Below are 12517 nucleotides of genomic sequence, written 5' to 3' on the forward strand. Positions count from 1 at the left end.
ATTCGGACATGCGACCTTCGCCACTCTTCAGCAACCACTCAACGCGACCTGGGGCCGTTCGCCAGCGAAGAAGAACGGCCGCAGGCGCACGCCCACACTATTGCCGATAAACGCTGCCACCAGCCACAGCCAGCCATGCAGGCTGCCCGAGGCGATCCCGCTGAAGTAGGCGCCGATGTTGCAGCCGTACGCCAGGCGCGAACCATAACCGAGCAACAGCCCGCCGATGACCGCCGCGATCAACGAGCGTGCCGGAATCTTCAAACTCGGCGCGAAACGCCCGGCCAGGCCAGCGGCCAACAACGCGCCAAGCACGATGCCGATGTCCATGACGCTGGTGATGTCTTCCCAGACCGGTGCAGCCAGGGCCTTGGCGTTGCCCGGCATTTGCCAGAACGCCCAGCTGGCGACGTCCACACCCAGCCCACTCGCCACCTTGGCGCCCCACAGCGCGAACGCCGAAGTAATCCCCCATGGCCGCCCGGCCAGGGCCAGCGTGGCATAGTTGAGCAGGGCCAGGCCGATTGCCCCCCACACCAGCGGCCAAGGCCCGCGCAGGAAGCGGCGCAGGCCTTGATGTTCGCTACTCACGCCGACTTCAAGCTGGCCGTGGCGGCCCTTCTCCAGGCGCACGGTCACCAGCGCAATGATCGCGAACACCGCCAGGCTCAGGACCAACGCCGGCAGTACGCCGAAGCTTTTGACGATTGAAACGGGCGCAAATGACGGCAAGGCAAACCACCAGTCAACATGATGAGTGGCGATCAACGAGCCGCAGATAAAGAACAGCAGGGTCACCAACATGCGCGCATTGCCGCCGCCCACGGTGAACAGCGTGCCCGACGCACAACCACCGCCCAATTGCATGCCAATGCCGAAGATAAAGGCCCCGAATACCACCGACACCCCAGCCGGCGCCACCAACCCGACCACCGGCTGGCCAAACAAGGTTCCCGCCCCCAGCGCCGGGAAAAACAGCACCACCGCCACCGCCAGCATCACCATCTGCGCCCGCAACCCGGCGCCGCGCCGGTCCTTGATAAACACCCGCCAGGCCGAGGTAAAACCAAAGGCGGCGTGGTACAGCGTCAAGCCCAAGGCGGCGCCGACGATCAACAGCAGAACCTGGCGGATACCCACCGCGTTTTGCAGGAACAGGGCGCCTGCTACCAGGACGATAAAGGCCACCAGGGGCGCGACTGGCTTGCGCGCCGGCGTCAGGGAAAGAGAGGTGCTCATGGGGATCTCGATGTGTTTGAAGGTGACCAGTATAAACCCGGAGTGATTGCGACCGACTTAGTCAGTATGTTTGGAAATACCAGACGGCTTAGCCAGTCAAACTCGTGACTCGTGACAGCCAACAGATAGCGCCCTCTCCCACCAATGTGAACTTTTATCGAAGATTAATCAGCGATCTCAGTACATGGTCTTCCCAAGCATCAGCAATTTTTAGGTAGGCTCGGGCGTAGCCCTCCCTTTCAAACCCCAAGGACTGTAGAAGGCGCTCGCTTCGCACATTGCTCGGCAAATGGTTGGCCATAATTCGATGCAGGCCGACTTGCTCAAAGCAGTAATCGTTGGTGATTTGAAGTGCTTTTCTCATCAAACCTCTGCCTTGGGCAGCTTCTGCCAGTGAAAAGCCGAGGTTGCATGCTTGAAAAACGCCCCTCACGATGTTCGTGTAATTACAGCGCCCCAGAAGCTCTCCACTCTCAGGTTCCAGCAGGAGAAAAAAAACGGCCCCTGCGGCTTGCATACTTTCAAGCTGCTCCTGGACCCTCGCCCTAGCGCTCTCAGCGGTGAAGTACTGCTCATCCCTTAGCGGTTCCCAGCGTTGCAAGTGACCACGATTCGCTTTTTCGTAGCGGTTAATCAGCTCACAGTCGTCACTCGTTAATGCTCGAAGAAAAAATCCTTCACCTGAGTACTCCATACGCCCTCCAACCCATTGATGACTGAGTTTAACGAATCGAAGGATTAAAGGTGGCATCACGAATTGCGCCATGCATCTGGATGGCTTGGTCAAATCCAAGGCAAAAAAAAGCCTGCATCGCTGCAGGCTTTTCTCTATCTGGCTCCACGACCTGGACTCGAACCAGGGACCCAATGATTAACAGTCATTTGCTCTACCAACTGAGCTATCGCGGAATGCGCCGTATGTTACTGATTAAAAAGAAGAAGTCAACCCTCTTCTGACGTGCGTCACGCCTGCGCAGGATGATCGGTCGAAACCGCCTGCTCCTTGGCCAGTTCCAGCCAGGCTCGCGCTGCCGGTGGCAAGTGGGCGCTGGCGCGCCAGGCCAGGGCGATGTGCCAGTCGGTGTGTGGCTCGTTCAAGGGGATCAGTGCGATGCCGGCGTGTTGGTGTTTGTGCGCCAGCATCCGTGGCAGGAAGGCCACGCCCAGGCCGGCGGTGACCAGGTCGACAATAAAGTCGATCTGCCCGCTGCGTGCCGTCACTTTGGGAACAACGCCCTTGCGTTCGCAGGCGGCGAGGATTTTCGCGTTGAGGGCAAAACCCGCTTCGAACAGAATGAACGGTGAGTCCGCCAGGTCGGTGAAGTCAATGCGTTTGCGGCGCGCCAATGGGTGGCTGACAGGCAATACGGCAATCAACGGTTCGTTGCGTACAGGCTGATAGTCGAAGCCCTCGTCTACCGGCAGCAGCAAGGCCGCCAGGTCGACCTCCCCTGCTTCGAGGCATTCGCGCAGTTTCTTGCTGCCGTATTCGGTGAGCTCGATGTCGATGTCGGGGTAGCGTGTGCGGTAGGTGGCAAACATTGCAGCGAACAGTACGCCACACCCCACCGGCGGCAGGCCGATACGCAGCACCCCGCGCTTGAAGCCGCGCAGGTCGTTGATCTCCACCATCAGGTCATGATGCTCGGCAAGCAGTACCAGGGCGCGGCGGTAGGCAATTTCGCCAGCGGCGGTGAGTTCGTTCCTATGGCCGAGACGGTTGAGCAGCGGTGTGCCCAATTCTTCCTCAAGGGTCTTCACCGCCTTGCTGACGGTGGACTGGGTCAGGGACACCACCTCGGCCGCCTGGGAAAAACCACCCTGGCGTACCACTTCGACAAACGCTCGCAGGGTTCGCAGGTTCATCAGTATTCCTTAAACGACTGGGTGGCAGCGATAAAAGTTGTTTTTATCATGCCAGAACTTTGCTTATCGTGGAGCACTTTCCCGAGTGGAGCCCACGTGCATGATTATTTCGTCCGCATCCGATTACCGCGCGGCCGCCAAGCGCAAGTTGCCGCGCTTTTTATTCGACTATATCGATGGTGGCGCCTACGCCGAGCACACACTGCGCGCCAATAGCTCGGACCTGGCAGCAATCAGCCTGCGCCAGCGCATCTTGCGCAACGTGGACAACCTGAGCTTGAAGACCACGCTCTTCGATCAGGAACTGGCCATGCCGGTCATTCTCAGCCCGGTCGGCTTGACGGGCATGTACGCACGCCGCGGTGAAGTACAAGCGGCCAAGGCTGCGGCGAACAAAGGCGTGCCTTTCTGCCTGTCGACGGTGTCGGTGTGCCCGATTGAGGAAGTGGCTTCGCAAAGCCCACAGTCGATCTGGTTCCAGCTGTACGTGCTCAAGGATCGCGGCTTTATGCGCAATGCCCTGGAGCGGGCGCAAGCGGCGGGAGTTACCACACTGGTGTTCACTGTCGACATGCCAACCCCCGGTGCCCGTTACCGTGATGCGCACTCGGGCATGTCCGGGCCGTATGCGGCGCAACGGCGAATGTTGCAGGCCGTGACCAAGCCGCAATGGGCCTTCGATGTGGGCGTGATGGGCCGTCCCCACGACCTCGGCAGTATTTCCAGGTACTTGGGCAAACCCACGCACCTGGAAGACTACATTGGCTGGCTGGCCAGCAACTTCGACCCGTCGATCAGTTGGAAAGATCTGGAGTGGATTCGCGAATTCTGGAAAGGCCCGATGATCATCAAAGGCATTCTGGACCCGCAGGACGCCAAGGATGCCGTGAGCTTCGGCGCCGACGGCATCGTGGTCTCCAACCATGGCGGGCGCCAGCTCGATGGCGTGCTGTCCACCGCCAAGGCGTTGCCGCCGATTGCCGAGGCAGTCGGCGATGACCTCACGGTGTTGGTGGATTCGGGTATTCGCTCCGGGCTCGACGTGGTGCGCATGCTCGCGCTCGGCGCCAAGGCCTGCCTGCTGGGGCGCTCTACGGTGTATGCGCTGGCGGCCGACGGCCAACATGGCGTGGAAAACCTGCTGGATATCTTCGCCAAGGAAATGCGAGTGGCGATGACGCTGACCGGCGTCACCTCCATCGCACAGATCGACCGCTCCACACTGGTAACCGCGTCATGACCCTCAACCTTAGCCAGAGAAATGACGCGACTGAACGTTGACTGCTTTTCGAACCCTGGCAGTCGGTTGATTTATATAGCTAATTATTAATTCAAACGATTTGGCACGAATCTAGCTCTAACCCCACTCAAGCAGGTCAAGCGATGACAAGACGTGTGGCAGTGCACTGGGCTTATAACCCAGCACAAAGCGGTTTAGACTGTTTCCAATGTTTTACGGAACTGAAGGAACAGTAAGACGCTTGGCACATGCCACTCTCATCCCGCCTGTAAGACAGTCAAGTGCTTAGAGGCCGCCTAATTATGAAAACACCGACCCAGACCAACGCAATTGACTTCGACAGTGCCAAATTGCAACGCCTGGGATTCGGTCAGCCGTCCCTTCGTCCCCATCGCCCCACCAGCCTCGGCCAGCTTCGCCAGCAACTGGGCCAGCAATTGCAGACCAGCCTGGAACCGGAGCGCATCCTCGCCCTGTTCTTCCGTGAAGTGCAACACCTGGTGCCGCTGGATGCCCTGCATTACCGCCATGCCATCAGCGACCTGCGCCTTGAGTTCGGCCATCGCGGCCATCATTCGGTGAGCTACACCTTGAGCCATGAGGGTGAGCACTTGGGCGAGCTGATATTTCGCCGCAACCAACGTTTTCTGGAAGAAGAACTCGGCCAACTCGAATCCCTGCTGGCCACGTTGCTCTATCCCATGCGTAACGCCCTGCTCTACCGCACCGCCACTCGCAGCGCGTTACGCGATCCCTTGACCGAAACCGGCAATCGCGTCGCCATGGACCAGACCCTGCAACGGGAAATTGACATGGCTCGGCGCCACATGCACCCGCTGTCCCTGTTGATGCTGGACATCGATCATTTCAAAAGGGTCAATGACACCCACGGCCATACGGCTGGCGACAGCGTACTGCGCGCCGTGGCCGCAGCAATCAAAAGTCAGTTGCGCAACGTGGACATGGTGTTTCGGTTCGGCGGGGAAGAGTTTCTGATCCTGCTTTCCAATACCGGGCGCGATGCGGCGCGGATGGTCGGCGAGCGCCTGCGCCAGGCGGCCCAAGCCCAGGATTATTGGGTGGAGGGTAAGCGGGTCGAATTGACGGTCAGCCTGGGCTGCTCGACGTTGCTGGCGGCGGAGTCGGCTGAAAGCCTGCTGCGCCGGGCCGACAATGCGTTGTACGTGGCCAAGCGCGAAGGCCGCAATCGCTTGGCCATGGCGGGGTAGAACCCCGCCATCACCGGTGCCTCACGCCTCGCTGGCGACGCGAGCCTGGCGCTCACGAACGAGTGACGGCGCCTTTTCCTTCTCTTGCTCCAGGCGCATGCAGCTTTCCAGGAACAGATACATATAGTCGTAGCTCTTGCACACCGCCTGGCGCAACTCCACCTGCAGTGACTTGCTCGGGTTCGTGCCGGCCAGCGTGCAGATGATTTCCAGGGCTTCCCAAGGGTGCGCGTCATCGTACTGGGCGTGCATCTTCAGCCATTTCATCGCGCGCTTGCGTTCTTCCTCCGGGAAGGCGGCGGCATACACCCCCGTGGAACAGACCACGGCGGACCACTCCCCGGTCGCTCCCTCGATGGCGTAGTTGGTGGCGGCAATCGCGACAATCAGCGAATCGGCAGAACTGGTGTGCCAGCACCAGTGACTCAATGCGTGCAATTCCGGTGGCACTTCTTGTGCCTGCAGCTCGTCGAGGCTGACGCCGTGGGCATGCGCCCAGTTCACCCAGTAATCGGCGTGGTTCAATTCCACGCGAATGTTGCGCATCAGCCAACGTCGCGCCATGTCCTCCCCAGGATGACGGGCAAACTTGGTCTTGGTGAGGTTTTGTGCCATGTACAAGGCAAACTGCTCCACCACTGGCCAGCCACCGATCAGGTAGTGGCGCATGGTCTTGGCGCTGAGCGCGTTATCGCGCATGCGCTGGTACAGTTCGTGTTCGACAACCCGACGCTTGCTCTCGCTACAGTCCTGGATCAGTTGCTGCGCCCAGGTTGGGTAACTTGAGGCTTCCATAAGCGGGCCGGTTCTGTTGAATGCGTCGATCACTGTAGGGCTCCTTTTTAAGTGTGATGTACAGACCAGCAAAGTTTCAGCGGAATGTGCCGGGCGCCTTGAATAACAGGGGCTGTGGCCGCACGGGTCGGCACTGCAGGCTATCAAAGGTAAACAGTTGCGGACGCTCGATCAGATAGCCTTGAGCGTAGTCCACACCTATCTCAAGTAGCGCCTGTTCGATCTGCGACGTTTCAACAAACTCGGCAATGGTGCGTTTACCCATGACATGGCCGATGTGATTGATCACTTCGACCATGGCGCGGTTAATCGGGTCGTCCAGCATATCCTTTACGAAACTTCCATCGATCTTCAGGAAGTCTACAGGTAAATGTTTGAGATAGGCGAATGAGGACATTCCGGCGCAAAAGTCATCCAAGGAAAAATGGCAACCTAACGCTTTGAGTTCATTAATAAAACGAATCGCGCTGCCTAAATTGGCGATGGCGCTGGTTTCAGTTATTTCAAAACAAATCATTTCCGGCGGAATACTGTAAGTGCCGAATTTCTCACGTAAAAACCCGAGAAAATCATCATCGCCAATAGTTATTCCTGACAGATTAATCGCACACATGGCCATAGGTCGGCCCGGACGCTCATGCATGCAACGCGCGATGATCTTGAAAACGTTTTCCACCACCCAGCGATCCAGGGACGTCATCAAGCCGTAACGTTCGGCCGCTGGAATAAAACTGTCGGGCAGAATGATCCGCCCCGCTTCGTCGTGCAGCCGCAGCAGGATTTCGACGTGCCCATTGCCCGCCTCGGTATGGCCCAGCGGGGAGATTTCCTGGGCGTACAGGCAAAAGCGATCCTCTTCCAGCGCCATGTGCAGGCGCTGCACCCAAGCCATCTCACCAAAACGCAGGGACAGCTCCGAGTCATCGGCGTGATACACCTGCACCCGGTTGCGCCCCTTTTCCTTGGCCATGTAGCACGCCATGTCGGCGGCGCGCAGGGAAGTTTCCAGGGTGGTCGGGGTTTGTGAGATATGCACCAGGCCGATGCTGACGGTGGTCATGAACGGTCGACCCTTCCACACAAAATGCAGGCTCTGCACGGTGTGGCGCAGGCTCTCGGCGATCTTTTCGGCCACCGATGCCGGGCAGTTCTCCAGCAGAATGCCGAACTCATCGCCACCCAGCCGCGCCAGCGTATCGCCTTCGCGCAGGTCCGATTGCAGCAGCGCGCAGATGTGGCGCAGCAACTCGTCGCCCGCCGCGTGGCCGCAGGTGTCATTGACCAGCTTGAACTGGTCCAGGTCGAGGAACATCAGGGCGTGGCGGCCGTTTTTCTGGCGCGCCACCTGCTGCAGCACCTGCTCCAGGCGGTATTCGAATTCGCGGCGATTGGCCAGGCCGGTCAAGGCATCGTGGGTCGCCTGCCACGAAAGGTTGGCGATGTACTGGCGCTCCTGAGTCATGTCATGCAGCACCAGCACCGCACCACTGACCTTGCCAGCGCTGCGAATCGGCGCGCCAACCAGCGTCACTGAGACCGTACTGCCGTCCAGGCGCTGGATCAGCTTGGAATGGTCACTGCCGCCACTGAGGTCGCCGGTGATGATGTGCTCGATCAGGGTAAAGCCGTCCGGCTCGGCGTTTTCATCCAGCAACTTGAACAACGCCGCCAACGGCAGGCCCTGGGCCCGGGCCGAGGTCCAGTGGGTCAGCGCCTCAGCGGCGGGGTTCATATAGGCAATCGCACCGTCCACGTCGGTGGTGATGACCCCGTCGCCAATCGATTCAAGGGTGATCTGCGCCCGCTCTTTTTCCGCCTGCAGCGCATCGGCGAACGCATGGCGCTGGGCGAGCAGCTTGTGCGTGCGCAGCAGCGCCAGGACGATCAGGCCCAGCGCCGTGGCCAGGTTGGTGATCAACAACAGCCGCAGGATCATCCGCGACCCTTCACCCAAGGCATCACTGAACGCCTTGGCGGCCGGTGTCACACCTTCGTTGATCGCGGTGATGCGCGCCTTCCACTGGCGCACATCATTGGCATTGACCCTTTGCGCAACGATGGCACCGTGCATTTCCCGAGCGAGGTCATCCAGTTGCAACAAGTAGCCGTCACCCACCGTCCACAGCTCGATGGCTTTTTCCAGGTAGCTGAAATGACGAAAGTTGAGGTACAGCCAGATCAGGCTGGAGACGTCGTCGGGGTGGTTGCCCCCCTTGATGATGCCTTGGCGGGCGGCGGCGATGTCCGGTGTGGGGCGGTCCAGCGCGATGCGCAATTCATGCCCGCCTTGCGGCACGGCAATGGCCTGCTGGTACTTGAGGTAGGTGCTCGCCTCGCGATCATCGGCGTAGAGGGTCAGGTAGTAGATGGCATCCTTCTGGCCCTTGGACCACAGGCTTTCGCCTGCCACATAGCCACGCACCGCCGAAAGCACGTAAAGACTGACGCAGCCTAACAATGCCTGGAACAGCACAACGGCGATAAAGGGCCAGACAATGCCCAGCAGCCGTGGCGTTCCGAGAGTCCGCTTTTGCTTCATGAAGTCCCTTGCACATGCACAGCTCAATACGCACGCGAAAATCCGCTCCCGATCGCCCAGCCTAAGCTAAATCACCGCACTTGTTGCAAGTGTCCATACAATTTGGCGTACAGCCCGCCGTCGGCTATCAACTGCTGATGGTCGCCATCCTCTGCGATACGCCCGCCATCGAACACCAGCACCCGATCAGCCTGTTTCACCGCTGAAAGCCGGTGGGCGATAATCAGTGTAGTACGCCCGCTGAGAAAGCGCGCCAGCGCCTGGTGCAAGTTGTACTCGGTGGCTGCATCCAGCGCCGAGGTGGCTTCATCCAGAATCACCACCTTGGGCTCGGCCAGCACCATGCGGGCGATGGCCAGGCGCTGGCGCTGGCCACCGGAAAAGCGCACGCCAGAGCGGCCAACTATGCTGTCCAGACCCAATGGCAAGGCTCTGACGGTAGCGTCCAGCTGAGCAATCTCCAGTGCCTGCCAGCACGCCTGGTCCGTACGTTCGCGGCCCATGGTCAGGTTGGCGCGCACCGTATCGTTGAACAGCGCCGGGTGTTGCAGCACCACCGCGACGTTTTCGCGAATGGTCGCCAGGCCGACCTCCTGCTGGGTCGCGCCGCCAAACCGAATGGTGCCGGCCTGCGGCGTGTAGAGGCCCAGCAACAGTTGCACCAGGGTACTTTTGCCGCCGCCGCTGGCACCGACAATTGCAACCTTCTCACCTGGTGCGATGACCAGATTCAATTGGTCGAGCACCAAGTCGTCGCCATAGCCGAAGTCCAGGCCCCGCACTTCGATGCCCACCGTCGCACGCTCGCTGAACGGATCGGTACCACCCGCGTATTGCGGCTCGTCGGCGCGGGCCAGCAGCTCGTTGATGCGCGTCAACGCACCGCCCGCCGCGTAGTAGGCGTATTGCAGGTTGAGCAATTGCTCCACCGGGCCGATCATGAACCACAGGTAGCTGAACACCGCGAGCATCTGGCCGATGGACAGGTCGGAAAACAGCACGGTGAGCATCGCCGCTGCGCGAAAGATGTCGATGCCGAACTGGAACAGCAAGCCACTGGCACGGCTGGAAGCGTCGGTTTTCCATTGCGAATGAATGGCATAGTCCCGCACTTCCTGGGCCCGCTGGCCCAGGCGCCCGAGAAAAAAGCCCTGACGGTTGCCGGCGCGCACTTCCTGGATAGCGTCCAGGGTTTCGGTCAGCGCCTGGGTGAACCGCGACGTGCTGTCGTTTTCGAGTTTCTTCAAGTGTTTGACGCGTTTGCCCAACTGCACCGTGGCGTAGATCACCAACGGGTTGAACAGCAGGATCAGCAGCGCCAGTTGCCAATGCATCCACACCAGGATGGCCGATGTGCCGACCAGCGTGAGCATGGCCACCAGAAAACGACTGAGGGTTTCGCCGACGAATTTGTCCAGGGTGTCCAGGTCGGTGACCAGGTGAGTCGTCACCGTGCCGCTGCCCAGGCTTTCGTATTCGCCGAGGGAAATGCGCTTGAGCCGTTCAATCAGCCGCACGCGGATGCGGTAGACGATGTCCTTGGCCAGTCGCGCAAACAGCCGCGCCTGCACCACGTTGAATACCAGCGCGCCGCAGCGCAGGGTCAGGGTGATCAGGAGCATCAGGCCGATATAGCCGGCGGCCTGCTGCCAGCCCAGCGGCAAGGCGTGGTTCATCACCTTGAGCGCGGTATCGCCATGGCCCAGCAGCACTTCGTCGACCAACAGCGGTAGCAGCAAGGGAATGGGTACGCTGCACAAGGTTGCGAGCACGGCGACGCTATTGGCGATCCACAGGGATTTCTTGTGACGCAGGGCCAGGCGGCGAATTTCCGCCCAGGTCAGACGGTCGGTACGCCTTGATTCAGGGGCGTCAGGCTGATCATGCACAGGCAGCTCGCTCCAACCATCGGCCCAGCAAGGGCGACAGCTCGGACAGCGGCTGGTAACCATTGGTCAGCAGGGCCAACTGACCATTGCGCTCGGCGAGCAAGGTCGGGAAGCCGGCAATGCCCAGGTCCTGCACCCACGTAAAATCGGCGGCGGTGGCCGCGTGCTGCTCGGCGCGGTCAAACTCGCCAGCAAACTCGATACGCGGAATGCCAGCCTGCTCCGCCAGTTCCACCAGCACGTGGGCGGAGGTGACGTCGCGGCCCTCTACATAGAACGCTTGCTGGATCAGCCCCAGCAGCCTCCAGGCGCAATCGGGTGCCAGGCTGCGCGCCGTGACGATGGCACGGCACGCAGGCTCGGTGTCATAGACAAACCCATCAGGCAACGCACCCTCGCGCTTGAACGGCTGGCCGGTGGCGTCGGTCACCGCCTGCCAGTGCTCAAGGATATAGCGCCGGGTGGTCGGCTCCAGCGCCGCGCCGCTACCGGTGCGCAAGCCGCCCACCACCAGGTGCAACTCCACACCGGCCGCCTGGGCCTGCTCAACCAGCGCCTGCGCCACCGGGGCAAAGCCCCAGCACCAGGAACACATCGGGTCCATTACATAGAGCAGGCGCGCGGGCATGGTTCAGGCCTCGGAAGGGGTTTGCTTGTAGTTGAAGCCAATCGGGTGCGGCATATTGCGGGCCTTGGCCAGTTCGATCTGCTTCTGTCGATCGATGGCGCTACGCCGGGTTTTCTCCGGCAGCTTATCCCAGCAATGCGGGCAACTGATGCCGGCCACGTAGTGCTCGGACGCGCGGTCTTCGACGCTGACCGGTGTGCGGCAGGCATGACATTGATCGTAGTCGCCTTCGCTCAAGTCGTGGCGCACCGTCACGCGGTTGTCGAAAACAAAGCAGTCACCCTGCCACTTGGTCTCTTCCTGCGGCACCTCTTCGAGGTATTTGAGGATGCCGCCCTTGAGATGATAGACCTCATCGAAGCCTTCGCTGAGCATATAGCTCGAGGCTTTTTCGCACCGAATGCCACCGGTGCAGAACATGGCGACTTTCTTGTGCCTGGCCGGGTCGAAGTTGGCTTTGATGTAGTCGGGGAATTCGCGAAAACTGGTGGTTTTCGGGTCGATCGCACCTTCAAAGGTACCAATTGACACCTCGTAATCGTTGCGGGTGTCGATCAGCAACACTTCGGGGTCGTTGATCAGCGCATTCCAGTCCTTGGGGTCAACGTAGGTGCCGACCTGCTTGTTCGGGTCAACGCCTTCGACGCCCAGGGTCACGATTTCTTTCTTGAGCTTGACCTTGGTGCGATAAAACGGCTGGTCGTCGCAGTACGACTCTTTGTGGTCGATATCGTCCATGCGGGGGTCGTTCTTGAGCCACGCCATCAGGCCGTCGATGCCTTCGCGGCTGCCGGAAACGGTGCCGTTGATGCCTTCTTGGGCGATCAGCAACGTGCCTTTGATGCCGTTGTCGACCATCGCCTGCAGCAATGGCTCGCGCAGGGCGACGTAATCTTCGAGGGTGACGAACTTGTACAGTGCCGCCACGACGATCGGTTGAGTCATGGGTGTTCTCTCCAGGTGGCTACCCTCGTAAAGGGTGAACCGGATGCAAAAGGACGCCGGCCAGGCGGCGCGGCGCGCATTCTAGCAAAACCATGCAGCCACCGCATCGACACGCAGTCGCTGATATTCCCCGGCCCCTGGCGGCAA

10 protein-coding genes and 1 tRNA gene are annotated in these 12517 nt (G+C 60.2%); 2 read left to right on the top strand and 9 right to left on the bottom strand.

What is annotated here, in order from left to right; translation table 11 throughout:
- Positions 1 to 27 precede the first annotated feature (27 nt).
- The 4 genes from QF045_RS21065 to QF045_RS21080 form a co-directional block, all read right to left on the bottom strand.
- Positions 28 to 1239, bottom strand: coding sequence for a YeeE/YedE family protein (locus tag QF045_RS21065; RefSeq protein WP_306493849.1), 1212 nt, complete (start codon positions 1237 to 1239; stop codon positions 28 to 30).
- 154 nt (positions 1240 to 1393) lie between these two features.
- The gene (locus QF045_RS21070; RefSeq protein ID WP_306493850.1) at positions 1394 to 1933 is read right to left on the bottom strand and encodes a GNAT family N-acetyltransferase; all 540 of its coding nucleotides are present in this window, start codon (positions 1931 to 1933) and stop codon (positions 1394 to 1396) included.
- A gap of 139 nt (positions 1934 to 2072) precedes the next feature.
- Positions 2073 to 2148, bottom strand: a tRNA-Asn gene (locus tag QF045_RS21075).
- 54 nt (positions 2149 to 2202) lie between these two features.
- A complete protein-coding gene (locus QF045_RS21080; RefSeq protein WP_306493851.1) occupies positions 2203 to 3105 on the bottom strand; it encodes a LysR family transcriptional regulator in 903 nt (300 codons plus the stop codon).
- A gap of 100 nt (positions 3106 to 3205) precedes the next feature.
- Between QF045_RS21080 and lldD the strand changes: the two genes are divergently transcribed.
- Positions 3206 to 4345: an FMN-dependent L-lactate dehydrogenase LldD gene (gene lldD / locus QF045_RS21085; RefSeq protein WP_306493852.1), complete on the top strand. Its 1140-nt coding sequence runs from the start codon at positions 3206 to 3208 to the stop codon at positions 4343 to 4345.
- 302 nt (positions 4346 to 4647) lie between these two features.
- Entirely contained in the window at positions 4648 to 5574 is a 927-nt protein-coding gene (locus tag QF045_RS21090; RefSeq protein ID WP_306493853.1) for a GGDEF domain-containing protein, read from the top strand.
- Between the two features lie 21 nt (positions 5575 to 5595).
- Here the strand turns inward: QF045_RS21090 and QF045_RS21095 are convergent, their stop codons facing one another.
- From QF045_RS21095 to QF045_RS21115, 5 genes are all read right to left on the bottom strand, one after another.
- On the bottom strand, positions 5596 to 6369 hold the full coding sequence (locus QF045_RS21095) for a TenA family transcriptional regulator (protein ID WP_373424493.1): 774 nt from the start codon (positions 6367 to 6369) through the stop codon (positions 5596 to 5598).
- 76 nt (positions 6370 to 6445) lie between these two features.
- A complete protein-coding gene (locus QF045_RS21100; RefSeq protein ID WP_306493855.1) occupies positions 6446 to 8908 on the bottom strand; it encodes an EAL domain-containing protein in 2463 nt (820 codons plus the stop codon).
- 71 nt (positions 8909 to 8979) lie between these two features.
- Positions 8980 to 10797, bottom strand: coding sequence for an ABC transporter ATP-binding protein (locus QF045_RS21105; protein ID WP_306493856.1), 1818 nt, complete (start codon positions 10795 to 10797; stop codon positions 8980 to 8982).
- Positions 10790 to 11425: a DsbA family protein gene (locus tag QF045_RS21110; protein ID WP_306493857.1), complete on the bottom strand. Its 636-nt coding sequence runs from the start codon at positions 11423 to 11425 to the stop codon at positions 10790 to 10792. The genes QF045_RS21105 and QF045_RS21110 overlap by 8 nt, the downstream gene beginning before the upstream one ends.
- A 3-nt stretch (positions 11426 to 11428) precedes the next feature.
- Positions 11429 to 12370: a rhodanese-related sulfurtransferase gene (locus QF045_RS21115; RefSeq protein ID WP_306493858.1), complete on the bottom strand. Its 942-nt coding sequence runs from the start codon at positions 12368 to 12370 to the stop codon at positions 11429 to 11431.
- Positions 12371 to 12517: the final 147 nt, after the last annotated feature.

It is taken from the genome of Pseudomonas sp. W4I3 (assembly GCF_030816195.1).
Lineage (GTDB): Bacteria > Pseudomonadota > Gammaproteobacteria > Pseudomonadales > Pseudomonadaceae > Aquipseudomonas.

What these genes read in the sequence shown, in the direction of transcription:
- lldD (WP_306493852.1), top strand. Translation starts at nt 3,206, where the DNA reads ATGATTATTTCGTCCGCATCCGATTACCGCGCGGCCGCCAAGCGCAAG.
- QF045_RS21095 (WP_373424493.1), bottom strand. Translation starts at nt 6,369, where the DNA reads ATGGAAGCCTCAAGTTACCCAACCTGGGCGCAGCAACTGATCCAGGAC.
- QF045_RS21070 (WP_306493850.1), bottom strand. Translation starts at nt 1,933, where the DNA reads ATGGAGTACTCAGGTGAAGGATTTTTTCTTCGAGCATTAACGAGTGAC.
- QF045_RS21100 (WP_306493855.1), bottom strand. Translation starts at nt 8,908, where the DNA reads ATGAAGCAAAAGCGGACTCTCGGAACGCCACGGCTGCTGGGCATTGTC.
- QF045_RS21115 (WP_306493858.1), bottom strand. Translation starts at nt 12,370, where the DNA reads ATGACTCAACCGATCGTCGTGGCGGCACTGTACAAGTTCGTCACCCTC.
- QF045_RS21080 (WP_306493851.1), bottom strand. Translation starts at nt 3,105, where the DNA reads ATGAACCTGCGAACCCTGCGAGCGTTTGTCGAAGTGGTACGCCAGGGT.
- QF045_RS21090 (WP_306493853.1), top strand. Translation starts at nt 4,648, where the DNA reads ATGAAAACACCGACCCAGACCAACGCAATTGACTTCGACAGTGCCAAA.
- QF045_RS21065 (WP_306493849.1), bottom strand. Translation starts at nt 1,239, where the DNA reads ATGAGCACCTCTCTTTCCCTGACGCCGGCGCGCAAGCCAGTCGCGCCC.
- QF045_RS21110 (WP_306493857.1), bottom strand. Translation starts at nt 11,425, where the DNA reads ATGCCCGCGCGCCTGCTCTATGTAATGGACCCGATGTGTTCCTGGTGC.